The following is a 26,698-nucleotide window of genomic DNA, read 5'->3' on the forward strand; positions in this document are numbered from 1 at the left end:
CGACGGGCGAATGTAACTATTCAGTTGAATGGTCTTGGAAGAGGTTGACACGCCCTACTTGAGTCGGGGTATTTCGATCGCCGGGCAGCGGTCCATCACCATGTCGAGGCCCGCGGCGCGGGTGCGGGCGAAGGCTGCCTCGTCGACGACCCCGAGCTGGAACCACACCGCCTTCGCGCCCTTGGCGACCGCCTCGTCGGCCACCGCTCCGGCCAGGTCGCTGTTGACGAAGACGTCCACGACGTCCACGTCGAAGGGGACGTCCGCGAGCGAGGCGTAGCCCTGCTCGCCGTGGACGGTCTCCGCCTTCGGGTGCACCGGGACGACGCGCTTGCCGAACCGCTGCAGCACCTGCGCCACGCCGTAGGCGGCGCGGCCGCGGTTGTTCGACAGGCCCACGACGGCCCACGTGTCGCCGAGTTCGGTCAGGATCTTCCGGATCGTCGCGTCGTCTGCGTATGTCACGGCTCTGGTCTCCTCGGGGCTCGGCCTCGGGTGGCGGTCCACGCCGGTGGGGCGTGTCGGGACCAACAGCGGGCGGCGGCGGCCGATTCCCGGCCGATGGGCACGGGCGGGATCGCGGCCCGGTCCTGGCCGGTGGTCGCGGCCCGGTTCCGGCAGGTGGTCGCGGCTCGTCCCGGCAGGCGGTGCCGGCCGGCGGTCCGGGGCCGGTGGGTGCGGCCGGCGGCCCCGCACCGCGGCCCCGGATCGCGGCCCCGGTCCGCGGTGACCGGGTGCCGGTGCGGTCGGCATAGGCTGGCCGGATGCAGGACGAGTACCGCACAGTGGCCCGCGCGGGCGTGCACGAGATCGAGATCAACCGCTCCCGCTTCCTGTGCGCCCTCGCCCCGGCGGCCACCGAGCAGGAGGCGCAGGACTTCATCGCCGCGGTCCGCAAGGAGCACGCGGACGCCACCCACAACTGCTGGGCCTACGTCATCGGCGCCGACGCCGGCATCCAGAAGGCCAGCGACGACGGCGAACCGGGCGGCACCGCCGGCGTGCCCATGCTGCAGATGCTGCTGCGCCGGGACATGCGGTACGTCGTGGCCGTCGTCACCCGCTACTACGGCGGCGTCAAGCTCGGCGCGGGCGGTCTCATCCGGGCCTACGGCGGCGCGGTCGGCGAGGCCCTGGACGTGCTCGGCACCCGCACGCGCCGGCGTTTCCGGCTGGCCACGGTGACCGTGGACCACCAGCGGGCCGGCAAGGTGCAGAACGACCTGCGCGCGACCGGCCGCGCGGTCCGGGACGTGCGCTACGGCGAGGCGGTCACCATCGAGATCGGCCTGCCGGACGCCGACGTGGACGCTTTCCGGTCGTGGCTGGCGGACCCCCCCGCCGGCACCGCGGGCTTCGAACTGGGCGGCGAGGCGTACGGCGACGTGTGACGGGGATCGCGCTTCGGGCGGCTCGGGCGGCTCGGGCGGCTCGGGCGGCTCGGGTGCTCGGTTCGGCGTCGACGGCACCCGGGCGTGGGATGTTTCGGCGTCAAATGTCCCGTTTGTGCGGGCCTGTGGCGGCAGGGTGCGGGAGTGACGGCCCGCGTTGTCGGACCCGGCCGTTAGTCTTCGAGGACCATGAGGCTGCTGCACACTTCCGACTGGCATCTGGGCCGGGCGTTCCACCGCGTGAGCATGCTCGGCGCGCAGGCCGAGTTCATCGCCCACCTGGTGGCGACCGTGCGCGAGCGCGGCGTCGACGCGGTGGTCGTGTCGGGAGACGTGTACGACCGCGCGGTGCCCCCGCTGGCCGCCGTCGAGCTGTTCGACGACGCCCTGCACCGGCTCGCCGACCTCGGCGTGCCCACCGTGATGATCTCCGGCAACCACGACTCGGCCCGCCGGCTCGGTGTCGGCGCCGGGCTCATCGACCGCGCCGGCATACACCTGCGGACCGATCCCGCGGGCTGCGACACTCCGGTGGTGCTGCGCGACGAGTTCGGCGACGTCGCCTTCTACGGGTTGCCGTACCTCGAACCCGCCCTCGTCAAGGACCGGTTCGGGGTGGACCGGGCCGGTCACGAGGCGGTGCTGGCGGCCGCCATGGACCGGGTCCGCGCCGACCTCGCCGGCCGCCCGCCCGGCACCCGCTCCGTCGTCCTCGCGCACGCCTTCGTCACCGGCGGGCAGCCCAGCGACAGCGAACGGGACATCACCGTCGGCGGCGTGGCCGCCGTCCCCGCGGGCGTCTTCGACGGCGTCGACTACGCCGCGCTGGGACACCTGCACGGCTGCCAGACCATCACCGAGCGGGTGCGCTACTCCGGCTCCCCGCTGCCGTACTCCTTCTCGGAGGCCGAGCACCGCAAGAGCATGTGGCTCGTCGACCTGGACGCCGGCGGCCGCGTCACCGCCGAGCGGATCGACTGCCCGGTCCCGCGCGCGCTGGCCCGAATCCGCGGCACCCTTCAGGAACTGCTCGCCGACCCCGGCCTCGCCCGCCACGAGGACGCCTGGGTCGAGGCCACGCTGACCGACGCCGTCCGCCCCGCCGAGCCCATGGCCCGGCTCGCCGAGCGCTTCCCGCACATCCTCAGCCTGCTCTTCGCCCCCGAGCGCGCCCCCGACGACCCCGACGTCTCCTACGCCCGCCGGCTCGCCGGCCGCAGCGACCAGCAGATCGCCGAGGACTTCGTGTCGCACGTCCGCGGCGCCGGCCCGGACCCGCACGAGCAGGACATCCTGCGCGCGGCCTTCGACGCGGTCCGCGCGGACGCCGCGGAACGGGAGGTGGCCCGGTGAGGGCGCGGGTGTGCGCCGTGAGCGATGGCCGCGCGGCAACGGGGCGGCCGCTGGGGGCGCGGCTGCGGGGTGACGCGGGCGCCGGGGAGCCTGCCGGGGGATCCGGTCCCGGTCCACGGACCTCCCGCACCGGATCCGGCCCGCGGACGTCCCGCACGGGATCCGCTCCCGGCCCGCGGATGTCCCGCACGGGATCCGGCTCACGGATGTCCGGCACCGGATCCGCTCCCGGCCCGCGGCTGTCCCGCACCGGATCCGCACGCCGCCCACGGACCTCCCGCTCCCCGGGGGCGGGCTCGTCCCGGGCCTTCCGCGACGACCAGAGGGAGGCCGCGTGAGGCTGCACCGGCTCGACATCACCGCCTTCGGCCCCTTCGGCGGCACCCAGAGCATCGACTTCGACGCGCTGTCGGCCGCCGGGCTGTTCCTGCTGCACGGGCCGACCGGCGCCGGCAAGACGTCCGTACTGGACGCCGTCTGCTACGCCCTGTACGGCTCGGTGCCCGGGGCCCGGCAGAGCGGGCAGGGGATCACCCTGCGCAGCGACCACGCCGACCCGGGCACCCGTACCCGGGTCACCCTCGATCTCACCGTCGCAGGCCGCCGTCTGGAGATCACCCGGCAGCCGCCCTGGGAGCGTCCCAAGCGCCGCGGCACCGGCACCACCGTGGACAAGGCGCAGACCTGGCTGCGCGAGTACGACGCGAGCGCGGGCGCCTGGAAGGACCTCAGCCGTTCCCACCAGGAGATCGGCGAGGAGATCACGCAGCTGCTCGGCATGAGCCGGGAGCAGTTCTGCCAGGTCGTGCTGTTGCCGCAGGGCGACTTCGCCCGCTTCCTGCGCGCGGACGCCGAGGCCCGCGGCAAGCTGCTCGGCCGCCTGTTCGACACCCAGCGGTTCGCCGAGGTCGAAAAGCGCCTGGCCGAGCGCCGCCGCGCCACCGAGGCCCAGGTGCGCGAGGGCGACGCCGCGCTGCTCGCCGACGCGCACCGCATGCAGCAGGCGGCCGGGGACGCCATGGAGCTGCCGGACCTCGCCCCCGGTGAGCCCGGGCTGGCACAGGCCGTCCTGACCGCCGCCGCGGTCGCCCGCAGCACCGCGCGCGAGCAGCTGGCGATCGCCCACTGCCGGCTCACGGCCGCCGAGGCCGCGCAGCAGACCGCCGAGCGCGCGCTGGCCGACGCACGCGAACGCGACCGGCTGCAGCGCAGGTTCGCCGAGGCCCGTCGGCGCGCCGCACTCCTGGAGGAACGCGCCGGCGCACACCGCGAGGCGCTGGAGCGCATGGAGCGCGGACGCAAGGCGCAGACCGTGGCCCCGGCACTGGAGCTGCGCGAGGCCGCCGACGCCGAACACCGGCGGGCCGCCGCGGCCGAGGCACGCGCCCGTGCCCTGCTCCCGCAGGAGGACGCCGACGCCGGCGCCGCCGGACTCGCCGCCGCCGCGCGCCGCGCCGCCGAGGAACTGGGCGGCCTGGAGTCCGCCCGCCGCGCCGAGCGCCGCCTCGCCGACCTCGTCGCCGAACGCGCCGACGTGGACCGCCGGGAACGCGCCGACGAGGACGCGCTGCGCGAGGCCGAGGCCTGGCTCGACGGGTGGGAGACGACCCGCGCCGCGCTCCAGAGCCGTATCGAGACCGCCCAGGAGGCGGCCGGGCGGGCCGAACAGCTGGCCGTGCGGTGCGAGGGCGTGCGGGCGCGGCTCGCCGCCGCCCGGACCCGGGACCGGCTGACCGGGGAGACCGACGAGGCGCAGCGCCGGGCGCTGGCCGCCGCCGAACACGCCGTCCGCGCCAAGGACCACTGGCTCGAGCTGAAGGAACAGCGCCTCAACGGCATCGCCGCCGAGCTGGCCGCCCACCTCACCGACGGCGAGCCCTGCGCGGTCTGCGGCGCCACCGAACACCCCGCGCCCGCGCGGAAGGTCGCCGGCCACGTCGACCGCGAGACCGAGGACCGCGCCCTGGCCGCCTACCAGGACGCCGACGAGGAGCGCACCGCCGCCGAGCGCCACCTCGGTGACCTGCGGGCCGCCCTGGCCGCCGCCACCGCCGAGGCCGGCGACACCGCCACCGGGCAACTCGCCGCGGACGCCGAGGAACTGGAACGACAGCTCACGCAGGCCCGCCACGACGCCTCCGGGCTGCACGCCGCGCAGGAGCAGCTGCGCCGCGCCGAGCAGGAACGCGAGCGGCGCCTGGCCGACCGGCGGCAGGCCGAGGTCCGCGCCGCCGCCCGGCTCACCCGCAGGGAGAGCCTGGAGCGGGAGCAGACCGCCCTGGAGGCCGAGCTGTCCCAGGCCCGGGGCACCGCCGCGAGCGTCGCCGCGCGCGCGGAGCAACTGGAGCGGCAGGCGGCCCTGTTCACCGACGCCGCGGAGGCCGCGCGCGCCGCCGAGGAGAGCGCCCAGCGGCTCAAGGAGGCCGACGGACGGCTCGCCGAGGCCGCCTTCCGGGCCGGTTTCACCACCCCGCAGGCCGCCGCCGCGGCCCTCCTCGACGACGCCGCCCATCGGGAGCTGCAGCACCGCCTGGACGCCTGGCACACCGAGGAGGCCGCCGTCCGCGCGGTGCTCGCCGAGGCAGACACCGTGGCCGCGGCCGCGCAGCCGCCCGCCGATGTCGCCGCCGCCGAGGCCGCCGCGGCCGCCGCCGGCCGCCTGCTGCGCGAGGCCGCCTCCGCGCGGGACGCCGCAGCCCGCCGCTGCGCCGAACTGGACCGGCTCTCGGCCCGCGTCGCCCGCGGCGCGGCCCGCCTGGCACCGCTGCGGCAGGAGTACGACCGGGTGGCCCGCCTCGCCGCCCTGACCGCCGGCACCTCCGCCGAGAACGAGCGCAGGATGCGCCTGGAGTCCTACGTCCTGGCCGCCCGCCTGGAACAGGTCGCGGCCGCCGCCACCGTGCGGCTGCAGCGCATGTCCTCCGGCCGCTACACCCTCGTCCACTCCGACGACCGGTCCGGACGCGGCCGCAGCGGCCTCGGCCTGCACGTCGTGGACGCCTGGACGGGCCGGCAGCGGGACACGGCCACCCTCTCGGGCGGCGAGACGTTCTTCGCCTCCCTCGCTCTCGCCCTCGGCCTCGCCGACGTCGTCACCGAGGAGGCCGGCGGGGTGCGGCTGGACACCCGCTTCATCGACGAGGGCTTCGGCAGCCTGGACGACCAGACCCTCGACGAGGTCCTCGACGTCCTCGACTCCCTGCGCGAACGCGACCGCAGCGTCGGCATCGTCAGCCACGTCGCCGACCTGCGCCGCCGCGTCCACGCGCAACTGGAGGTCGTCAAGGGGCGCTCGGGTTCGACGGTGCGCCCGCACGGAGTGGCTTGAGTACCGCACCGGGGCGGGGAGCCGGGCGGAGCCCCCGCGCACGACGGCTTCCTCGCCCGGGGGGACGACCGGGTCCGTCCGGCCGTCCCCCCGGCTCACGCCGCTGTCACAGCTGCGACAGCTCGTCCACCAGGACGTCCAGGCCCAACGACCCCTGGGACAGGGCCGCCATGTGCCAGGCCTTCGCGTCGAAGGCGTCGCCGTGCCGCTTGCGGGCGTTCTCCCGGCCCAGCAGCCAGGCCCGCTCGCCCAGCTTGTAGCCGATGGCCTGCCCCGGCATCGACAGGTAGCGGATCAGCTCGCTCGCCACGAAGTCCCGCGGGCGGCTGCTGTGCGCACCGAAGAACTCCTGCGCAAGCTCGGGAGTCCAGCGCTCGCCCGGGTGGAACGGCGAGTCCGCGGGGATCTCCAGCTCCAGGTGCATGCCGATGTCGATGATGACGCGGACCGCCCGCATCATCTGCGCGTCCAGGTAGCCGAGGCGCCGCTCGGGGTCGGCCAGGAAGCCGAGTTCGTCCATCAGGCGTTCCGCGTACAGCGCCCAGCCCTCGGCGTTGGCACTGACGATGCCCACCGTGGCCTGGTAGCGGGAGAGGTCGTCCGCCACGTGCGCCCACTGGGCGAGCTGCAGGTGGTGGCCGGGGACGCCCTCGTGGTACCAGGTGGAGACCAGGTCGTAGACCGGGAAGCGGGTCTGCCCCATGGTCGGCAGCCAGGTGCGGCCCGGACGGGAGAAGTCGGCGGACGGCGCCGTGTAGTAGGGGGCGGCGGCGCCCCCGGGCGGCGCGATGCACGACTCCACCCGCCGTACCCGTTCGGCGAGTTCGAAGTGGGTGCCGTCGAGCGCGTCGATCGCCTCGTCCATCAGGCCCTGCAGCCAGGCGCGCACCTCGTCCACGCCCTCGATGTGCGTGCCGTGCTCGTCCAGGTGCTTGAGCGCCGCCCACGGCGTCTCGGCGCCCGGCAGGACCTTCTCCGCCTCCTTCTTCATCTCGCCGAGCAGGCGGTGGAACTCCGACCAGCCGTACGCGTACGCCTCGTCCAGGTCCAGGTCGGTGCCGTTGAAGTAACGGGAGAAGCGGGCGTAGCGCTCGCGGCCGACCGTGTTCGGCGCACCCTCGATCGTCGGCGCGTACACCTCCCGCATCCAGTCGCGCAGTTCGGCCACGGCCGCGGTCGCCGTCCGGGCGGCCTCGTCCAGCTCCGCGCGCAGCGCCTCGGGACCGGCGGCGGCGAAGTCCTCGAACCAGCCCCGGCCCTGGCCGTTCGTGTCCGACCACTCGGTGAGCTGGTCGATGAAGGTGGCCGTCGGCCGCGGACCGCCGTACAGCTTGCGCTCCAGGCCGAGGGCGAGGGACTCCCGGTAGCCGCGCAGCGCGTCCGGCACGGCGCGCAGCCGCTCGGCGATCGCCGCCCAGTCCTCGTCGGTGTCCGTGGGGGTGATCGTGAAGGCCTCGCGCACCGAGTGGACGGGGCTGTGGATGTTGCTGACCGCGCGCAGGCCCTCGTCGGCCTCGTGCACGGCGAGTTCCGCGGTCGGCCGCTCGCGCAGCAGGCGCGCGCAGCGGCGCTCGATGTCGCTGTCCGCGCCGGGCCGCCGCTCGGCCTCGTCCAGCCGGGCCAGGGTGGCGCGCGCCAGCTCGGCCAGTGCCTCCTGGCCCGCGGGGGAGGTGTCGGGCAGCTTGCTCGAACTCTCCTTCACACCGAGGTAGGTGCCGGTGATCGGGTCGAGAGCGATGAGGTCGTCGACGTAGGCGTCGGCGACCTGGCGGGGCAGCGGGCTGTTGGTCTCTGACATGCGGACCATCCTCGTACGAGGACGCGGCCCGCGTCAGCCCGAACAGCGGGCTCGGGCCGCACGACGTCCGATATGCGCTCCCGCGTCCGCGTCCGCGGCTGCCCGGCGGCACCGCACCCGGCGATCGGCGCGCCGCGCCGGCCGGCCCTCAGGTCTGCACACCCGGCGGCAGCAGCGGTCCGCAGTCCCACTGCTGGAAGATCAGCCGCGTCTCCACCCGGGCCACCTCGCGGCGCGCCGTGAACTCGTCCAGGACCAGCCGCTGCAGATCCGCCATGTCCGCCACCGCGACATGCACCAGGTAGTCGTCGGGCCCGGTCAGGTGGAAGACCGTCCGCGACTCCGGCAGCGCCCGGATCCGTTCCACGAACGGCTGAACCAACTCCCGCCGATGCGGCCTGACCTGCACCGACAGCAGCGCCTGCAGGCCCCGGCCCAGCTTGGCCGGATCGAGGCGCAGCTGATGGCCGAGGATGACGCCCGAGCGGCGCAGCCGGGTCACCCGGTCCAGGCAGGTCGACGGGGCGACACCGACCTGCGCGGCCAGATCGCGGTAGGTCGTCCGGGCGTCGTTCTGCAGCAGCCGCAGCAGATGCAGATCCACCGGATCCAGTACGACGGAGTCGGCCATGGGCCGAACGTAACACGGATGTCGTCGCCTTCGGCCCGGCCCCTGTTCACCCTACGGTCATGGACACGCCCTTCGACGCGCCCTCCGGCTCGCGCTGCGACGCAGCGAGCCCGTCCGCGTACGCCGACGCACCCACCGCACCCGCCCGCGTACTGGCCACCGAGGCCGTGCACGCCGGCCGGGAGGACCTGGTCGGACAGGGCCTGCACGCCCCGCCGATCGACCTGTCCACCACCTACCCCTGCGCCGACAGCCGGGCCGAGGCGGCCCGCATCGACGCCTTCGCCGCCGACGGTGCCGCACTCGACGGCCCGCCGGTCTACGGGCGGCTCGGCAACCCCACCGTCGCCCGCTTCGAGACCGCCCTGGCCCGGCTGGAGGGCACCGAGACCGCCGTGGCGTTCGCCAGCGGCATGGCCGCGCTCAGCGCCGTCCTCCTCGCCCGGTCCGCCGTGGGGTTGCGGCACGTCGTGGCGGTGCGCCCGCTGTACGGCTGCAGCGACCACCTGCTGACCGCCGGGCTGCTCGGCACCGAGGTGACCTGGACCGACCCCGCCGGGATCGCCGACGCGCTGCGCCCGGACACCGGGCTGGTGCTGGTGGAGTCCCCGGCCAACCCGACACTGGCCGAGGTCGATCTCCGGGCCGTCGCCCACGCCTGCGGCTCCGTGCCGCTGCTCGTGGACAACACCTTCGCCACCCCGGTGCTGCAGCGCCCGGCCGAACACGGAGCCCGGCTGGTGCTGCACAGCGCCACCAAATATCTGGGTGGCCACGGGGACGTGATGGCCGGGGTGGTCGCCTGCGACGAGGAGACGGCCGGACGGCTGCGGCAGGTGCGCTTCGCCACCGGCGGCGTGCTGCACCCGCTCGCCGGCTACCTGCTGCTGCGCGGACTGTCCACGCTGCCGGTGCGGGTGCGGGCCGCCTCCGCCACCGCCGCGGAGCTGGCGGCCCGGCTGACGGCCGACCCGCGCGTGGCCCGCGTGCACTACCCGCGCCTCGGCGGCGCGATGGTCTCCTTCGAGGTGCACGGCGACCCGCACGCCGTGATCGGCGGGGTCCGGCTGATCACCCCGGCGGTGAGCCTCGGCAGCGTCGACACGCTCATCCAGCACCCGGCCTCCATCAGCCACCGCATCGTGGACGCGGAGGACCGGCGGGGCGCCGGCGTGAGCGACCGGCTGCTGCGCCTGTCGGTCGGCCTGGAGGACGTGGAGGACCTGTGGGCCGACCTGGACGCGGCCCTCGGGGAGCGCGGGGCGCGTTCGGCGCAGGTGACGCGTTCCGCGGAGGTGAAGGGGCTGCACGAGGCGATGCGCTGAGCCGGGGCGCCGTGCGTGATCGGGGCGCCCAGCGTGATCTGGGTGCCCTGAGTGCCGTGGGTGCTCCGCGTGCTCTGGGCGCCCTGCGTGCCGGGCGTGCTCCGCGTGACGTGCACGCGCGGCGCCGCACGGCGTCAGTCGCGCACGGCCGGGCCGCCGTACTCCTGCGCCCGGCCGTCGTACGGCAGCCGCGCCGGCACCGGAGCCGCGTCCAGGCGGGCGGTGATGACCAAGGTGCCCTCCTCGACCTGGTAGTCCAGCGGCAGCCCGAGCCCGCGCATGGCGGCGACCATGCCGGTGTTCGCCGCCTGCGTCACCGCGTACACGCTCGCGCAGCGCGCCTCGACGGCCATCGCCACCAGGCGGCCGAGCAGTTCGGAGCCGATGCCGCGGCCCTGCCACTCGTCCTCGACGAGCAGCGCGACCTCCGTCTCGTCGCCGTCCCACAGCAGATGGCCCAGGCCGACGATCCGCCCCGAGGCCGTCTGCGCGGCGAGGGTCCGGCCGAAGCGGGGGCTGAGCAGGTGGTCGAGGTAGCGGTCGGCGTCGCCGACGGGGCCGTGGTAGCGCAGGCCGAGGGTCCGGGCCGAGCACCGCTCGTGCATCTGCCGGGCCGCGACGAGGTCGCCGGTGCCGGCCCGGCGCACGGTGATGGAGGCGCCCTCGGGCAGGGTCAGCACCTCCCGGCTGCGCGGGATGCGCGGGCCGAGCCGGGTGTCCATGTCCACCAGCGCCCGGGCCCGCGCGAACTCGGTGGGCGTGAAGGGCAGATACGGCCGCTCCACGCTGATCACGCCGCCTTCCGGCGCCCTCAGCCGCATGGCCGTCCCCTCCAACAGCCCCTCGGCGGGCACCTCCTCGACACCGGAGCCGGAGCCGGAGCCGGAGCCGGGACGGGGAGCGCCGCCGGCCGGCCGGGCCGGCAGCGAGCGGATGGTGCACCGGCCGAGCAACTGACGCAGCGCGAGGGGGAGTTCCGCCGGGTCGAGGGCCGTGCGGGTGGCCAGGCCGAGGACCCGCGTCGGCGCGTCCACCAGGTCGTGCGCGTCGGCCCGCTCGATCCAGGTGTCGGCGCCGCCGGCCAGGGCGACCGCCCGGGTGAGCTGCGCGGCCTCGGTCCGGGCGGGGGCGCGCAGCAGGAACTCGTCCACCGTGCCGTCGGCCAGCGGGTGCGTCTGCAGGCTGAGGATGTCGACCTGCCGCCCGGCCAGCGCCGTGCACAGCGCGGCGAGCGAGCCGGGCTCGTCCTTCACCGTTGTCCGCATCCGCCACAGCGCGCTCGCCTCGGGTTCGTCCTCCCGCTGCTCCTCCACCGGCGCGGGGACGGCGCGGGGCCCGGCCTGCCGTCGGTCGGCGGCGAGCGGCCGGGCACCGGTATCGTCCGGGGGCGGCGCGTGACCGTGGCGCCGTGACCACCAGGTGTGGAAGGCGGCCGTGGCGAGCAGGGCCAGGGCCGAGACCAGCAGCAGGGCCGGGCCGTCGGGTCCGTGCCCGATCAGGTTGGCCACCCCGTCGGCGACCGCGACGGCCGTGAACAGCGCGGCGAGTTCGACCATGTCCCGCCGCCAGTGGTGGACCGGGCGGCCGTGCTTGCGCCGCGTCACATCAGACATGTCATGCGTCATGCTGCCACTGTGGACGCACGGTGTTGCCTGACCGCGAACGCCCTGTGACGTATGGGTAAAGCCCCGATGCTGGGCATACGCCCTGAATGCACCGTGCGTCCCGTTCGGAAGAGGGGCGCGTGCCCGCCCTGGCCGTGCCGCGCGCCGGGGGATGACGCCGGTGCGCGGCACACCTCAAAGGGTAAGGGACGCAGGCGAGTTACTGGCCTACGCGACCGGGCTGGAGCACCTGGGTGAAGAGCACCGTGCCGTCCTGTTCGCGCAGCCGCACCGTCAGCTCGCCGCTGTCGCCGTCGATGTCGACCTCGCCGAAGAACTGGTAGCCCTCGGCGGGGGAGACGTTCGAGGCGGTGGGCGCCTTGACGAAGACCCGGTCCGGCCCGAACGTGCCGTCCAGCGCGCTGGCCGGGAAGGCACCCGCGTTCAGCGGCCCGGAGACGAACTCCCAGAACGGCTCGAAGTCCTTGAACGCCGCCCGCGCGGGCTCGTAGTGCTGGGCGGAGGTGTGGTGGACGTCGGCCGTCAGCCACACCGTGCCGGTGATGCGCCGGTGCTTGACGAACCGCAGCAGCTCGGCGATCTGCAGCTCCCGGCCCAGCGGCGCGCCCGGATCGCCCTGCGCGACGGCCTCGAAGTGCGGCTTGCCCTCGACCCCGTCGGGCACGACCAGGCCGAGCGGCATGTCGGCGGCGATGACCTTCCACACGGCCCGGGACCGGGCCAGCTCCCGCTTGAGCCACTGCAACTGCGTGCGGCCCAGGATGCCCTGCGGGTCGCTCTTCTGGTCGTCGGGCGAGTTGGGGTCGCGGTAGGTCCGCATGTCGAGCACGAACACGTCGAGCAGCGGGCCGTGGTGGTGGACGCGGTAGATCCGGCCGTCCGGGCGGCCGCTGACCGTGGAGATGGGGAAGTACTCGGAGAACGCCCGGCGGGCGCGCAGCGCCAGGTCGTCCAGTTTCGTCCCGGCCGGGTAGGGGGTGCCGGCGCCGATGACCTCGCCGGGGTACCAGTTGTTGCGGACCTCGTGGTCGTCCCACTGGATGATGTTCGGCACCTGGGCGTTGAACCGGCGCAGCGCCGCATCGAGCAGGTTGTAGCGGAAGTTGCCGCGGAAGTCGGCCAGGGAGACGGCGACGTGCGACTTCTCTTCGGTGGTCAGGCTGCGGTAGACGCGGCCGTCCGGCAGCGTGGCGGTGGCCTGGATCGGGCCGTCGGCGTAGATGTTGTCGCCGCTGCACAGGAAGAAGTCCGGGTCCAGCTGCGCCATGGCGTCGAAGATCCGGTAGCCGCCGATCTCCTCGTTGATGCCCCAGCCCTGCCCGGCCAGGTCACCGGACCACACGAACCGCACGCCGTCGCGGCGGCGCTCGGGCGCGGTGCGGAAGGTGCCGTACACCGGCTCGCTCGTGCGGCGCGGGTCGTCCGGGTCGGCGAGCAGCACCCGGTAGTGGATCTGCTCACCGGCCGGCAGTCCGTGCAGCCGGGCCGTGCCCGTGAAGTCGGTGCCCGCGCCGAGCAGCGGCCCCCGCCATCTGCGCGGGTTGCGGAACGACTCGGTGGCGGAGGTCTCGACGATCATCCGGGCCGGGCGGTCCGCCCGCGTCCAGACCAGGCCCGAGTCGGCCGTCACGTCACCCGCCTGCACGCCCCAGCCGGCCCGGGGACGGCCGGACAGCGCGAGCGCCGGGGCCGCGCCGAGCGCGCCGGGCACGGTGAGGGCCGCCGAGGCGGCCAGCGAGCCGCGCAGGACGCTGCGGCGGCCGGGGAAGGGACGGTGGGACATGACGGCGCCTCCAGGGACGGGATCCGGCCGGTGTGCGGTGCGACACCTTTCGGCGGCGGTGTGCGGTTCCGCACCTGTCGGTGTCGGTGGGCGCTGCCGCACCCGTCGGTGTCGGTGTGCGCTGCCACACCTACTGGTGCGGTGCGGCGCGCACGCGAACCGCGGGTGAACAGCAGGCGTGGCGGCCCGAACCGCTGTGCCAGGTCGGGGCGGCCGGAGGCCCCTGGCCGGGACCCCGTCGGTCAGGCGGCGGGACGGCCTTTACCGGGACACGACGGTCGGGCGGGCCGCCACGCCTGCTGTTCACCCGCGGTTCGGCCCCCTACCCGCCGGCACCACCCTCGCCGACCACCACCCGGCCAACTCTCAGACAAGACCGCGCCCGCCCAGGACAGCAAGGAACCGGCGCCCGGCGCCACTCCTCGGGGGATGCGCGTGTTCGCTTCCCGGCCGCACTCGCGTGTAGGGTGAGCGAGTTGCCGACGCGGGGTGGAGCAGCTCGGTAGCTCGCTGGGCTCATAACCCAGAGGTCGCAGGTTCAAATCCTGTCCCCGCTACTTACGCACCGGCCCCTTCTCGACGCCACGTCGAGAGGGGCCGGACGCGTGTCGGGCACTGGGCCTATGGGTCATGGACGCCGAGGCGAGTGACGGTGGCCCGCGGGCGCGACGCCCTCGCGCGCGGCCCCGCCGTCGCACCACCGGCGCCCGCCCCATCACCGCCGCCCGGGGCGGGGCCTGTCCCACCCACCCACTTCTCCAGGCAGGCACAGGGTGCGGACGATTGTCGGCCAGGTTGTCGGCGGGGGCTACGACCTGGTCCGCGGAGGCGTTGTCGCTTCGTGACCGTGGTCGGACGGCGACGGACGACCCCGCGCGGGTGGGCTCCCAGCCTCACGGCGACGACGAAGTCCTCGTCATGAGCTGCGCTGTCCGAACGAGCCGGTGCTGCCGGCCCTACGTCTGCGAGACTTGGGCGGAGTGGGTGCGAAGGGCGGTGGACACATCGGTGCCGGTCACGCCTGCTTCGGGGCCGCGCCATTCGAGGAGCAGCACGGTTGCGTCGTCCTGGAGTCGGCCCTGGTGGTAGTCGAGGATGCTGTGCACCAGCCGGCGCAGGGTTTCCGGCACGGGCATGCCGTCGGCGTTGTGGTGGATGACGAAGTTCAGGAAGCGCTCCAGTCCGAACTCCTCCCCGCCGGGATCGCGGGTTTCGGTGATGCCGTCGGTGTAGAGGACCAGGCGGTCGCCCGGCTTGAGCTGTTCGCGGCACAGGGTCGCGGTGAGGCCCAGGCCCGTGCCCAGCGGGGCTCCGGGCGGGCAGCGCAGCGGGCCGGTCCAAGCGGGCCTGGGGACGCGCCGCCGAGGCAGGCCTCGAAAGCGTTCTTGCGGTAGCGGCCGGAGAGCCAGCCGCCGGCGAGCGGGCTGTAGGTGAGCGTGCCCATTCCGTGGCGGCGCACGGTGGGCAGCACGTCCTCCTCGATGCCGCGGACCAGGATCGAGTACGGCGGCTGCTCGGTCACGAACCGCTCCAGGTGCCGCTCCCGGGAGACCCACTGGGCCTCGACGATCTGCGAGCCGGAGTAGGAGGAGGAGCCGATGCAGCGGACCTTGCCCTGGCGGACCAGGTCGGTCAGGGCCCCGCGGGTCTCCGCGACGTCAGTGTCGGGGCTGGGCCGGTGCACCTGGTAGAGGTCGATGTGGTCGGTGCCCAGGCGCCGCAGGGAGTTCTCGACCGCGCGCATGATCCAGTGGCGGGAACCGCCGCGCCGGTTGGGGTCGTCCTGGTCCATCGGCATGAAGAACTTGGTGGCCAGGAACACGTCCTCGCGCCGGCCCTGGAGCGCCTTGCCGACGATCTCCTCCGAGACACCGGCGGAGTAGACGTCCGCGGTGTCGACGAAGTTGATGCCGGCGTCGAGGGCGCGGTGGACAAACAAATGACCCGGCCCGGTTCTGCACGTTGAACACGGCGTCGCGTGCGAAGGTGGTCAACCGGCGAGCGCCGCATGCCCGGATCGGGAGCGCCAGGTTTCGGGAAGGGCACCCGTATGATCAGCGCTCGACCCCGTACAAGCGGCTCCGGGGCATAAAAAACCCGATCAACCACCGCCGCGTGGGCCTTCCACGCTGGGTGAGGCGGTCGACGGTCAGGCGACGGCTGGCTGAACCGTCAAGGTTCCTTCGGCGGTATCGATCGTGGCCTGAGTGCCGAGCGGAACGGTCGGAGGGTGGAGGCCGTGTCCGGCAGGAAGTCCGCCGAGAACAGGAACACCCAGGCGCGTCAGCCGGTCGCGCAGTACGTCGGCAATGCCCCATCCCCCCAGGGTTGGATCATCGGCATCCCGGTCGAAGCCGAGGAATTGGCCAAGTGCGACACCGCGCAGTCCCTCCAGGGCCCCAGTGCGGGTCAGCTGGGTCAGTGCGCGGTCGACCTCTCCCAGCCCTGTGCCTCTCCGGTGTTCGAGAAAGAGGATGGCCCCCTTAAGCCTCGGCAGACCGGCTCCGGCTTCGGTGCGTATCGCGTCAAGGTTGCCGCCGACCAAGACACCGGTCGCGGTGCCCTCGACGGTGACCGCCGCGCTGGCTTGGCTGGTGTCCCGGTGGATGGTGACAGGGTCGGTGGTCATCAGCGCTCGGCGAAGGGCTTCGGCTGACGCCGGCCCGGACCATTCGTCGCTCCAGTTGGCGAACGGGCCATGCAGCGAGGCCAGACCGCATCGCGTCCACAGGGCAAGGTGGAGGTGGGTGATGTCGCTGAAGCCGACCAAGGGTTTGGGGTCGCGCCGCACCGCGTCGAAGTCCAGGTCGTCGACGATGCGGTAGGCGCCTTTGCCGCCCCGGGTGGCAATCACCGCGCGGACTCCCGGGTCAGCGAACGCCGAGTTCAGGTCGAAGACGCGATCCTCATCTCGGCCGGCCATATACCCCCATTGGTCGAAGACGTGCTCGCCCAACTCGACCTGGAGCCCCCATGACGTCAGTAGCTCGACGCCACGGGCGACTCCCTCGCGGCTGGGTGGACTGGCTGGAGAGACGATCCGCACCCGATCCCCGGGCCGTAACCGCGGCGATTGCACGGTTCGATGACTGTCGCGGTTGTCCATGCCGGGATCTTCCTACACCCGCCGAGCCGAAGGTGAGCCGTCTGCGTAGGAGTTCGGCTTGCGGCGCCGATGGCGGATCAGCGGCGGGTGACGGTATAGCCGGTGTCGTTGACGGCGCGGGTCCACACCTCGCGGCCGAACCACTTGGCGATGTCCGGCTGCATTTCGGTGATCGTGCGCATCCGGGCTTCCCAGGCGTGTCCGGCCGGGCCGCGGCTGCCGTCGCAGCCGGTGCGGCCGTCCTCGCCGTGGATGTGGCCGGCCATCCACGCGTTGACCGCCACGTTCACGATGACCGCGTACGAGTCGCCGCCGGTCTGTGCCAGGGCGTCCGGGCCGCCGGCGAGGGTCAGCGCCGGCTCGGGGTTGCCGACCGGCGGCATCGGCGCATGCCCGGCCCCTTCCGCGGCGCTGCTCTCTTCGAAGGCGTGCGCGCTGTCGGCGAGACGGTCGGCGAGCGCGGAAGCGTCGAAGTACCGCCAAGCCCGGGCCACCCCGCTCCCCCTCGGGCCGACCCGCCGTCCGTCCTGCGGACTACCACGACCGACGAGACAGCCGTGGCCTCACGGGCCGCTGTGCACGAACGCGGCCCACAGCAGGGGGTTCGGGTCGGTGTCCCGCAGGTGGCGGACGGCTCGGTGCAGGGCGTGGGCCGTGCGGGACGGGTCGAGGCGTCCGTCCGTGTCCAGTTCGGCGTAGAAGTGCTCGGTGAGGAGGTGTGCCGCGTGGTCGGCGACCGGCCACTGCGCCGCTACCACATGCGGATATCCGGCCAGTTGGAGGGCGCCGGCCAGATGGACCCCCTCGTCGGGTACGGCAGCGGCGCCCCGGGCGGTCTCGCAGGCCGAGAGGAAGGCGAGCCGGGCCCGTTCCAGCCGCAGCCGGGCGATCTCCTCCACGGTGAGTGGCCCGGCGTCGGCGTGGTCGGCGCAGTACAGGCCGCTGCGGGCGGGGTCGGCCGGGACGTGCTCGGCGTGTCCGGCGAAGTGCAGCACGGCATGATGCGCGAGCTGCCGCCGCACCACGTGGCGCGGTGCGCTCGCCAGCAGGGTGCGGTGCTGCGGATCCCGCCGGTACAACTGCATCGCCTCCCGGCGGGCACGCGACAGCGGCCGCAGACCGGGCAGGGCCGCCTCGTCGACGACGAGAACCCGGTCCGCGGTGTCGGCGCGGGCACCGGCCGCGTCGCGGGCGCGGGCGTCCGCGAGGGAACGCAGGGTCGTGGCGTACGAGCAGACGTACTGGTCCGGCAGGACGCCCGCGGCGTGCAGCGGCAGCAGGGCCAGCGGGCCGGTGGGACACCACCACAGGCGTTCGTGCACTCCCCCGCGGGCGTCGAGTTCCCTGAGCACCGGGTCGACGACCGTCTTGGCGAGCCAGTCGAGGGTGGCACGCAGGACGGCCTCCGCCTCCTGCGGTGCCGCACCGGGGTCGGCGAGGGCGGCGAGCAGTGCGCCGGCGCGTTCGCCGGCGCCGCCGGGTCCGTCCAGGTACAGCTCCGGCAACGGCACCGTGCGTAGGGCGTCCGCGGTGACGAGGAAGGCGTCGCAGCGCAGGAAGCTGGCGTTGATGACGATGACGGGTCCCTCGCCCGCCGCGTCCTGCAACTCCTGCGGCGTCGGCGCGGCGACCGTGTCCTCCAGCCCGAGCACCGCCAGGGCGCGGTGCAGCAGCGTGTCGAGTTCCCGGGTCAGCCGCCGGCGCCGGTGGTCCTCGGCGCGCTGCACGTCGTCCGGGTCGGCGCCCGGCCTGCCGAGCGGATCGGCTTCCGGGCCGTACAGCTCGGCGTTGAGTTCGGCGATACGGCGGGCCAGGTCCGGTGCCTCCTCCGCCAGCGCCTGCGGGGAGAAACGGGCGTCGGTGGCCCGGGCCAGCAGGATGCCCCGGCTGCGCTCCAGCAGGTGCAGCGCCTGCTGGGGCCGACCCGCGTTGAGCGCGGCAGCGGCGGCGTCGCAGCCGATGCTGTCGGTGGCGGCGAAGCCCCGGACCCGGTCGGCGAGGGCGAGTCCGTGCCAGGCCAGCAGCGGCAGCTGCGCCACGGCCTGTTCGTAGGCCCGTACGGACTCCTCCCAGTCCTCCAGCAGGGCGGAGCGCAGGGCCCAGTGGGCAGTGTGGGAGAAGTGCACCAGAGGCGGCAGGTCCCGCAGCCCGGCGGCGGTGCGGAACACGTCGCGGGCGGCGCGCAGGTCGGTGTCGTCGCCGGTCGCCATGAACCTGGCGGTGTGCGCCATGCCCAGGGCCGTCAGCAGGGAGACCGCGCGCAGATGGCCGGACGGAGTACGGTCGAGGGCCGGCCCGGCCAGGGCGATCACCTCGTCGAGGTCGGTGATCGAGCCGGTGGTCTCGGCGCGGGACAGCAGCGCGACGCACAGCACGGCCACCGCACGCTCACGGACCGGCATTCCGGTGGGCAGCGCGTCGACGGCCTGGCGCAGGTGGGCGACCGCCTCCTGCGCGTCTCCGGCCCGGCCCGTTGCCGCCGCCCGCTCCTGAAGGGCAATGGCCAGCTGGATCACGGCGTCCGCCCTGCCGACGTGGTTTGCGGGAAACGCTGCCACGCCTCGCCGGCCCGCGTCGATCGCCTCGTCGAGGTCGGCCGGCAGGCCGCTGCGATGATGGCGCTCCGCGAGCACCTCGGCGAGCAAGCCCGCCGCTTCGCCCGGTGGCCGACCGGCGGCCTCGGACGCCCGGACGGCGTCCCGGAATGCGTCGATCGCCTCATCGAGGTCGGACAGGGCGTTGGTCCGGAAGTATGTCTCGCGCAGCACGGCGCCGAGGTTCGTGAGCAGGACGGCACGCTGCCACGGCGGCGCCCCGGACGCCGCCGCCAGGGACGCGCGGCTCGTCCGCAGGGCCTCCTCCAGATCGGACTCCGTGCGCAGTCGCCGGTACCGGGCGAGCAGCACGACGGCCAGATGCGACTGCCATCCGGGCCGCTGCGGATCGTCCAGGGGCAGACGGTCCACTGCTGTGGCGCTCACCTCCACGGCTCGGTGCAGGTCAGCCACGCTGTCGCGGTGTATCCCGCGCTTGCGCAGGGCCAGCCCGAGGAGGGTGAGGGCTCTGGCGTGCGGCGCCGCAGGTCCGGCCACGGTGAGGGACACGGCACGGTCCAGGTGCGCCACCGCCTCGTCGAGCGCTGCCGGATCCCCGGTCCGGTCGTAGTGCGCGGCCGTGGCCTCACCCAGGGCGGTGACCACGCGGCCGACGAGCCGCCGCGCCTCGGGCGTGGACGGTGCGGGCCGGTCGGCCATGAGGTCCGCGGCGAGGTGAAGGACCGCCAGGGCACGGTCGAGGTCGCTGTCGCGTACCACGGCGGGACGCTCGTCGTGGCCCAGCGCACCGGCGATCAGGACGCCGCCGACCTCGGTCAACCGGTCGATCAGGGGGCCTGGTTCGTCCTGCGGGCCCACGGCGCCGCGCAGACGGGCCAGGAGGCCGACCGCCTCCCGGAACTCCGCCTCGCCCCCTGTGGGTGGGGCGTGGAGCGACGTTTCCAGCAGGGCCAGGGCGAGTTCACCGAGCGGTCCGGTGGCCCGGCCGCCGACGAGCCGTACGGCCTGCCGGGCGGCGCGCACCGCCTCGTTCAGGTGCCGCCGCTCACCGCCGCAGGTGAAGCGGAGCCGCAGCGCCCGGCTCAGGGAGCACAGACGTGAGGCCCTCCAGTCGTCGTCCGGCGCCGCGGCCAGCGCCGCGCGCTCCGCGGCGAGCAGCGCCTCGGCGTCGGCCGCCGACCGGGTCCGCTCGGCCCGGGTCAGCAGCACGGTGCAATGGTTGGCGAGGTGGGCGACGCGTTCGGGATCCGCGGGGTGGCTGATGCGGGCCGCCAGCGCGGCCGCCTCCAGCGCGTCGGCCAGGTCGGTGTCGTCCGGGTCCTCGGCGGTCAGGTACCGGGTGTGCAGGGCGACGGCCCGGTTCGACAGGTACCCGGCGCGCTGCGGATCGTCTGCCGCCGCGTATCGCGCGGCCGCGGTGAACGCGTCGATCGCCCCGTCCAGATCCGCCTCTGCGCGGGCCGGGGTCCGCTGGCCGCGGAGCAGCAGCGCCGCCCCGAGGTGCCCGTAGTACGCGGCGTGGGGTCGCGGGGCGCGCCGGACGGCGTCCGTCGCCGCGGCCACCGCCTCCCGGGGATCGGCTTCCTCGGGCGCCACCTGGTGCAGCATGGTCAGCGCGCCGCTGAGGTTGCCGGAATACATCCACCGGTCGGGATCGTCCGGTGCGGCCGAGGCGACGGCCAGCCGGCCGGCGGCGACGGCCTCGGTGAGGTCCGGCCGGTGCGCGCCCCGGTGCGCGACGAACCGGTCGCGTAGCGCGGCGCACAGGTGGGAGTGGGCCATCGGAACGCCTGGATGGCCCTTCGGCAGCACACCGGCGACATGCCTCCACAGGCTCACCGCCTCCTCCAGTGCCCCGGGATCGAGCTGCGTTCCCCACCGCCGGTAGGCCTCCAGGGCCCGGCTCTCCAGCTCCATCAGGTCATGGGCGGCCGGCCCGTCCGCTGCGGCGACAGCGTCCCGCAGCCGTGCCGGGACGGCGTCGGGCCGGTAGGGGGCCAGCAGGGTGAACAGCCGTACGGCGGTGTTCCGGTCGGCGTCCGTCTCGGGCCAGCCCCGCGCGGCCCAGCGGGCGCTGTGCAGCAGCGCCACGAGCCGCAGTCCCTCCCGGTCGAGGATGCACGGGGGTGCGGCGCGCGGTGTGACCAGGCTGTACGCGAGGACGGCCTCGGTCTCTGCCAGGGCGGCCGGGTCGAGCACCGCCTGATGGTCTCCGCGCTCGTGGGCGTCGAGCCGTCGTAGGAGCGACGCGGCGAGGTCGAGGGGCATGGTGCCGTCCGGATGCGAGTTGGTCGGAGGAACGTGGGACGTTCAATCGGTCAGTGCGTCGCCGGGCACGGTGTGCCTGTGACTGCTCCAGCCGGGCGCGGGACGTCAGCCGCCGTCGGTGGCCAGGAGGAAGAGCACCGCCCCGGCTACGACGAGGAGGGAGGCGAGCAGGGTGTGGATCCGCGCCCGGCGCAGAGTGGCCCGCACCTGCCAGGCGTGGACGAGTTCCAGCAGCGCCCGCCGCCGGGCTCTGGCGTGGGCGGCGTTGGAGCGTGCCACGCCCAGCCAGTGCGTCAGCCGGGCCCGGCGTACGTCGTCCGTCTCGGTCACGAGCAGGCGTGCGATCCGGGCCGCCGTCTGGGTGTGATGGCGGCAGGACCGGTCGAGTTCGGCCGCGCTGGCACCGAACGGGCCGAAGAACGCCTCCGGTTCCCGCTGCACGGCGGCGCGCAGACCTGCCAGACCCGGCCCGTCCAGGGAGGTGAGGGTGACGAAGCGGGGGGTGAGGACCTCGCCCGTCGCCCAGATCACCCAGAACACGCCGGCCATGGCCACCGCCAGCCCGCCGACGGCGAGCGCGAGGTCGCCGCCGCCGTGCAACTTGCCGATGGCCGCGAACGGCAGCCCGCCCAGCAACACGCCGCCCACGGCCGCCGTTGCGGCGACCGTCCAGCGGGCCGTGGCGCGCATGTCCGCGACCGCGGTCTGCGCCGAGGAGACGGTGACCGGCAGCGGGGCCGTCTCCTGCGGGTCCGTCGGTACGGGCAGTGTCATGTCGGCCGCCGGAAGTCCCAGGCGCCCTGGCCCTCCCCGTCGTCGACCAGTTCCTCGTACGGCGTCCAGGCGGTGCCGTCGAACTGCTCCAGCGTGCCGTCGTCCGCCAGCCGGACACTGCCGACCTCGGGAGGCGGCACCGTGCTCTCGTCGTTCCCGTTCATGGCCTTCCGGATCCTCCCTGACACGTTCGGGCCCGCACCTCGTCACCGTAACGACCGTGCCAGGCACGGCACATGGGGTTTTCGCAGCTTTCACCCGGCCCGGCTCGCGGCGGCACGTTTCCCGCGCCCCGGCCTTGCGTCCGCGGCGCAACGTCACGCCCCCGGTGAGCATGCCGTGCGCCGACCGGCCCGCTTGCACGCCCTGCAGGCCAGTGCGACGCTCCCCGGCGTGCAGACACCCGTCATGACCAGTCCGAGGACGCCTGCGTCGGCGACCACCAGCAGGCAGGCGGGTGGCTGCCAGCACCAAGGACGCCGCACCGGCGCAGACGGCGGAGACGGTGGCCGGCACACCGCCCCGGACGGCCGTCTTCGCGGCGCCGTCGAAAGCCACGCAGCAGAGCAGAGCCGTGCCGGCCCAGATCTGATCACCGAGCACTTCGCTGAGGCGCTGTTGGAGTCGGCGGACCTGGGCGGCGAGACGGGCGCTGCGGGCGTCGGCCGTCGCGAGGTCACCTGGCGCAGCGTGACGTCGCCCCCGTAGCTCTCCACGATCTGCCGGGTCCGGTCCTCCACGGCCGGAAATCGCACCCGTTCCTGCGCCATAGCGGTACATGCGCCTGGTCCCGTGCTGCTGCACCCGGTCCCGCTGCCGGTGCTGCTGGGGGCGGGGCGGTCGGTGACGTATGGGTCCGCGGGGTGCCGGATGTGTTCCCCGGTTCAGAAGACCGACAGGCCGGTGAGTGTGGTGAAGCGGTCCAGGGCCGCTACCCCGGCGACCGAGTTGCCGTGTTCGTCCAGGCCCGGGCTCCACACGCACAGCGTGCACCGGCCGGGTACGACGGCGATGATGCCGCCGCCGACCCCGCTCTTGCCGGGCAGGCCCACCCGGTAGGCGAAGTCGCCGGCCGCGTCGTAGGTGCCGCAGGTGAGCATGATCGCGTTGACCTGCTTGGCCTGGCTGCGGCTGAGCAGCCGGCTGCCGTCGGCGCGGATGCCGTGCCGGGCGAGGAAACCGGTGGCGAGGGCCAGGTCGGCGCAGGAGGCGGCGATGGAGCACTGCCGGAAGTACTGGTCGAGCAGGACCGGTATGTCGTTGTCGATGTTGCCGTAGGACGCCATGAAGTGCGCGAGGGCGGCGTTGCGGTCGCCGTGCGCGGCCTCGGAGGCGGCCACCTCCGTGTCGCAGTCCAGGGCGGGGTTGCCGCTCTCGGCGCGCAGGAAGTCCAGCAGTTCACCGGCCGCGTCCCCGGTACGGGTCTGCAGCCGGTCGGTGACGACGAGGGCGCCCGCGTTGATGAACGGGTTGCGCGGGATGCCGTTCTCGTACTCCAGCTGGACCAGCGAGTTGAACGGGTTGCCGGAGGGCTCGCGGCCCACGTGTTCCCAGAGTTCGTCGCCTTCCCGGGCCAGGTCCAGGGCGAGGGTGAAGACCTTGGTGATCGACTGGGCGGAGAACGGCTCCCGCCAGTCCCCCACCCCGTACACCGTGCCGTCCGGCTCGGCGACGGCCATGCCGAAGCTGCGCGGGTCGCGGGCGGCGAGGGCCGGGATGTAGTCGGCGGGACGGCCGCGCCCGGGCGTGTGGTCGATCTCCTCGGCTATGCGCTCCAGGACCGGCAGGAAGGTGGCGGACGACGTCGTTGTCATGATCACCATTGTGCCTCCCGGCCGGTTCCCGAGCCTTGTCGAGGTGGCGTTACGGCAGGTCAGGCGGCCGGTGCGCCGCTGCCCGCGACGATCTCCGGGCGCATCAGCTCGGCCGGCCGGCAGGCAGGCCCTTCTCCAGTACCGGTTCGGCCACACCGCGGCCGGTGGCAAGGGACCTCCTTGGCGATGTCGGTCGCGGCCGTGTAGCCGTTGTGCGGGTTGAGCGCGGTGACCCGGCCGACGGAGTTCTCCACTGTCACGCGCAGCCGCTCGGTGTTGGCGGTGATGCCGGAGACACAGCGCTCGGCCGGCGTGCGGCAGGCGCTCTGCAGTGCGTGATCGACTTCGACAGGGAGTGCAGGATGATCGGCTCGAAGGCGTTGAGCTGGAGCCGGCGGTCGCGAGCGCCATGCGCTCGGGCAGCGCGGCCCTTGCCCGGCGGCGGTCGCGGCAGGCGCACTCCCGGCACAGACGCGGCCGCGCGCAGTACCGTCGTGAGGAGCCCTTGCCCGGCGACTTGCCGCACCAGGCAGGCAGCGCGGGCCCGCCTCGCGGCCGCTGTCGTCCGTATCCGGACCGTACGGCCTTCCTTGCAGCACCGATGCGTCCGTGCGCTCACAGCGTCGGATGCGCTCCGTAGGTGTCTTTGTCCTCAGGCTTTGGCAAGGCATCGGGTCATCCCGTGGGTGCGGCGGAGTCACCCACGGGATGTGCTCACCTGGTGAACCGGGAAGCGGAGTGCCGTTGCATGAGGCGGGTGCCGGTCATGCTGTTGTGATCAGACGCCAGAGGGACGTGGTCTCGGCGCTGCGCGCTGTGTGGAGTGGGTCGGTGACGTCTTTTGAGCGTGGGTGCCGGGGCTTGACGTCGATCTTGTCGGCAACGCGGAGGCGTGCTGCCTGGAAGGTGTCGAGTAGTTGCTGACGTGTCCGCAGTCCGAGGTGTTCTGCCAGGTCGGACAGGATGAGCCAGCCCTCGCCGCCTGGCCGGAGGTGGGCCGGCAGCCCGGCGAGGAAGCTGTGGAGCATGGTGCTGTCCGGGTCGTAGACGCCTTGCTCGATGGGGCTGGTCGGGCGGGCGGGGAGCCAGGGCGGGTTGCAGACGATGAGGTCGGCTCGGCCTTCGGGGAACAGGCCGGGGCCTGATACCTCGATACGGTCGGTCAGTGCGAGCCGGCGGACGTTGTCCCTGGCGCAGGGCAGGGCTCGTGGGCTGATGTCGGTGGCCACGACGCGGTTGATTCCGCGGCGGGCCAGGACCGCGGCGAGGACGCCGGTTCCCGTGCCGAGATCAAACGCTGTACTGGTGGCGGGACTACGACGGGTCGCCGGTGGCAGCGGCGCATGGGCGACCAGGTCCACGTACTCGCCTCTCGTGGGCGCGAACACGCCGTAGTGGGGGTGGACGCGGGTGCCGAGCGCCGGCACCTCGACTCCCTTCACGCGCCACTGGTGCGCGCCGATCACTCCCAGAAGTTCCCTGAGAGAGACCGCCATGGGTCCCTTTGCGGGGCCGTAGGCTTCCCGACACGCCTGGCGGACGTCGGGAGCCCGGCGCAACGCCAGGGTGTAGTCGCCGTCCAGCAGCACCAGGAGCTTTCCGAGGACACGGGCGCGGTGACTGCTGTTGCGTCGGTGCAGGTGGAAGGCGTCGCTCGGGGAAGTGGTGGACCTGGGCGGCTTGCGGTCGATGCGGCGGCTCATCGCCCGCAGCAGCCGGCGGGCGTTGTGGAAGTCGCCTTGCCAGAGCAGGGCCGTACCCTCGCATGCCTGGCGGTAGGCGTCCTTGGCCTTCGTCCGGTCGTCGGCGACGACGATTCGCTGCGGAAGGGGGGCGGCGTTCTCGGAATGCCAGCGGGCGGACCGGTGGGTGTGGCCTTCGGTCCAGTGGATCGTGGACACCACGTACTCCTCGTGGTCGAACGTGCGGGGGCACGAAGAGCACTTCGACGAGGAGCAGACTGAGCCCACGCCTGTCCGTCGGGCAGGCGTGCGCGTTGAGGCAGGTGGCCGTTTACCGCTCTCGGGTCGAAGCGCGAGAGCGGACGTCCCAGACAACCATGCCGAGCATCAGAGTCAGTCCTTTCGGAGGAGTGACAGCAGGCTCGCACAGGTGCCGGCCGGCTGCCAAAGCTGATCACGCCCCTCACGCTCCCTACGGCTCACTCATCCGCCGCGCCCCAGCGCCGCACCAACGCGGCCAGGGCGCGGCGCTGTTCTTCCTCGTGGGCGATCTGTTGGGCGAGCACTTGGCGGTCGACGTAGGGGTCGACGGCCTCGAGGACCAGGCGGTGGAGTTCCTCCGGTGGCAGGGGCTTCGGCCTCCCACTGGACCGGCTCGCGCGCGTCGAAGCCGTACTGGCGGGCGAAGCCCTTCCATCTCGGGTCGTCCCCCTTGCCCTGCGCCGGCGGAATCCCGTACGCCTGCACCCGGTCGTAGGTGAGCAGCACACGCCGCGTCTGCGCCCAGCGCCTGGTGCGGGCGATCCAGTCGCGCTCGATATCGGTCCCGGAACAGTCGAAGTCACCGACATGGAGCAGCACGGCAGGCCGGGGGGGCTTGCTCAGGGGCGTTGGCCGAGGGTGGGCAGTCCGGCCGGGGTGGCCCGCGCGCTCCGCCCGCGGTGCGCGGCACGGCCGTCCTTCAGGATCCGGCGGGACCGGGCGCCCGTACGGCGATCACCGGCCAGGGCTCGCCGGTCAGCGCCGGGGGCCGGATCTCGCCTTGGGTCACCTGTTCCTCCGCCCCCGCTCGGATCGCCTCACCGCAGTATCGCCGCCGGCTCCCGTCCCGACGGCGCCGGTCGGCGAACACCCGCGGTGCGGGCGGGCGCCGGGCGTTGTCGCTCCCCCGGCCGGGGCGGGGCGGCCGGGGCGGCAGCCCCGGCCCGCCCGCCCGGAGCCGCGGGGGGGCGGGGGCGCGCCGCCGCGGCGGCGCCCCGCCGGTC

General features: G+C 74.1%; 17 protein-coding genes, 1 tRNA gene and 3 pseudogenes. 6 read left to right on the top strand and 15 right to left on the bottom strand.

The genetic code is table 11. The features are described 5' to 3' along the window. Positions 1–54 precede the first annotated feature (54 nt). Positions 55–465, bottom strand: coding sequence for a CoA-binding protein (locus tag GV126_RS04425; protein ID WP_159662872.1), 411 nt, complete (start codon positions 463–465; stop codon positions 55–57). A 299-nt stretch (positions 466–764) separates the two neighbouring features. Between GV126_RS04425 and GV126_RS04430 the strand changes: the two genes are divergently transcribed. From GV126_RS04430 to GV126_RS04440, 3 genes are all read left to right on the top strand, one after another. Beyond that, the gene (locus tag GV126_RS04430; RefSeq protein ID WP_159662874.1) at positions 765–1,391 is read left to right on the top strand and encodes a YigZ family protein; all 627 of its coding nucleotides are present in this window, start codon (positions 765–767) and stop codon (positions 1,389–1,391) included. A gap of 189 nt (positions 1,392–1,580) precedes the next feature. Then, entirely contained in the window at positions 1,581–2,744 is a 1,164-nt protein-coding gene (locus GV126_RS04435) for an exonuclease SbcCD subunit D (RefSeq protein ID WP_159662876.1), read from the top strand. A gap of 334 nt (positions 2,745–3,078) precedes the next feature. Beyond that, entirely contained in the window at positions 3,079–6,072 is a 2,994-nt protein-coding gene (locus GV126_RS04440; RefSeq protein WP_159662878.1) for an AAA family ATPase, read from the top strand. A gap of 106 nt (positions 6,073–6,178) precedes the next feature. On the opposite strand, the gene GV126_RS04445 is transcribed toward GV126_RS04440, so the two are convergent. Next, the gene (locus GV126_RS04445; protein WP_159662880.1) at positions 6,179–7,870 is read right to left on the bottom strand and encodes a DUF885 domain-containing protein; all 1,692 of its coding nucleotides are present in this window, start codon (positions 7,868–7,870) and stop codon (positions 6,179–6,181) included. Between the two features lie 148 nt (positions 7,871–8,018). Then, positions 8,019–8,501 (bottom strand): Lrp/AsnC family transcriptional regulator, encoded by a 483-nt coding sequence (locus tag GV126_RS04450; RefSeq protein WP_159662882.1) that lies wholly within the window; start codon positions 8,499–8,501, stop codon positions 8,019–8,021. Positions 8,502–8,560: 59 nt separating this feature from the next. Here GV126_RS04450 and GV126_RS04455 point away from each other — a divergent pair, with 59 nt between their 5' ends. Beyond that, positions 8,561–9,826 (top strand): trans-sulfuration enzyme family protein, encoded by a 1,266-nt coding sequence (locus GV126_RS04455; RefSeq protein WP_159662884.1) that lies wholly within the window; start codon positions 8,561–8,563, stop codon positions 9,824–9,826. Positions 9,827–9,960: 134 nt separating this feature from the next. On the opposite strand, the gene GV126_RS04460 is transcribed toward GV126_RS04455, so the two are convergent. Both GV126_RS04460 and GV126_RS04465 read right to left on the bottom strand, forming a co-directional pair. Beyond that, positions 9,961–11,451, bottom strand: a complete 1,491-nt coding sequence (locus tag GV126_RS04460) for a GNAT family N-acetyltransferase (protein ID WP_236569874.1) — start codon at positions 11,449–11,451, stop codon at positions 9,961–9,963. 199 nt (positions 11,452–11,650) lie between these two features. Beyond that, entirely contained in the window at positions 11,651–13,234 is a 1,584-nt protein-coding gene (locus GV126_RS04465; RefSeq protein WP_159662886.1) for an alkaline phosphatase D family protein, read from the bottom strand. A 483-nt stretch (positions 13,235–13,717) separates the two neighbouring features. On the opposite strand from GV126_RS04465, the gene GV126_RS04470 reads away from it, so the two are divergent. Further along, positions 13,718–13,791 (top strand) — tRNA-Met (locus tag GV126_RS04470). Positions 13,792–14,190: 399 nt separating this feature from the next. On the opposite strand, the pseudogene GV126_RS35650 reads toward GV126_RS04470, so the two are convergent. The 7 genes and pseudogenes from GV126_RS35650 to GV126_RS04500 all read right to left on the bottom strand — a co-directional run. Continuing rightward, positions 14,191–14,574: pseudogene (locus tag GV126_RS35650) on the bottom strand (PP2C family protein-serine/threonine phosphatase); the annotation flags it as partial. A gap of 44 nt (positions 14,575–14,618) precedes the next feature. Then, positions 14,619–15,167: pseudogene (locus GV126_RS35655) on the bottom strand (aldo/keto reductase); the annotation flags it as partial. A 216-nt stretch (positions 15,168–15,383) separates the two neighbouring features. Continuing rightward, positions 15,384–16,340, bottom strand: a complete 957-nt coding sequence (locus GV126_RS04480) for a S66 peptidase family protein (protein ID WP_159662888.1) — start codon at positions 16,338–16,340, stop codon at positions 15,384–15,386. A 77-nt stretch (positions 16,341–16,417) separates the two neighbouring features. Then, the gene (locus GV126_RS04485) at positions 16,418–16,834 is read right to left on the bottom strand and encodes a hypothetical protein (RefSeq protein WP_236569875.1); all 417 of its coding nucleotides are present in this window, start codon (positions 16,832–16,834) and stop codon (positions 16,418–16,420) included. 69 nt (positions 16,835–16,903) lie between these two features. After that, a complete protein-coding gene (locus GV126_RS04490) occupies positions 16,904–21,163 on the bottom strand; it encodes a CHAT domain-containing protein (RefSeq protein ID WP_159662890.1) in 4,260 nt (1,419 codons plus the stop codon). A gap of 105 nt (positions 21,164–21,268) precedes the next feature. Continuing rightward, a complete protein-coding gene (locus tag GV126_RS04495; RefSeq protein ID WP_159662892.1) occupies positions 21,269–21,937 on the bottom strand; it encodes a hypothetical protein in 669 nt (222 codons plus the stop codon). After that, positions 21,934–22,101, bottom strand: coding sequence for a hypothetical protein (locus GV126_RS04500; RefSeq protein WP_159662894.1), 168 nt, complete (start codon positions 22,099–22,101; stop codon positions 21,934–21,936). Before GV126_RS04500 ends, GV126_RS04495 begins: the two co-directional genes overlap by 4 nt. Positions 22,102–22,394: 293 nt before the next feature. Here GV126_RS04500 and GV126_RS37110 point away from each other — a divergent pair, with 293 nt between their 5' ends. Next, the gene (locus GV126_RS37110) at positions 22,395–22,529 is read left to right on the top strand and encodes a hypothetical protein (protein ID WP_268977395.1); all 135 of its coding nucleotides are present in this window, start codon (positions 22,395–22,397) and stop codon (positions 22,527–22,529) included. A 292-nt stretch (positions 22,530–22,821) separates the two neighbouring features. Here the strand turns inward: GV126_RS37110 and GV126_RS04505 are convergent, their stop codons facing one another. From GV126_RS04505 to GV126_RS04515, 3 genes and pseudogenes are all read right to left on the bottom strand, one after another. Further along, positions 22,822–23,760, bottom strand: coding sequence for a glutaminase (locus GV126_RS04505; RefSeq protein ID WP_159662896.1), 939 nt, complete (start codon positions 23,758–23,760; stop codon positions 22,822–22,824). 50 nt (positions 23,761–23,810) lie between these two features. Next, a pseudogene (aspA, locus tag GV126_RS04510) lies at positions 23,811–24,145 on the bottom strand (aspartate ammonia-lyase); the annotation flags it as partial. Between the two features lie 370 nt (positions 24,146–24,515). After that, positions 24,516–25,652 carry a methyltransferase gene (locus GV126_RS04515; protein ID WP_159662898.1) on the bottom strand — a complete coding sequence of 379 codons (1,137 nt, stop codon included), beginning with the start codon at positions 25,650–25,652 and terminating at the stop codon, positions 24,516–24,518. Positions 25,653–26,698 lie beyond the last annotated feature (1,046 nt).

Source organism: Streptomyces mexicanus (genome assembly GCF_902506575.1).
Classification (GTDB): Bacteria; Actinomycetota; Actinomycetes; order Streptomycetales; family Streptomycetaceae; genus Streptomyces; species Streptomyces mexicanus.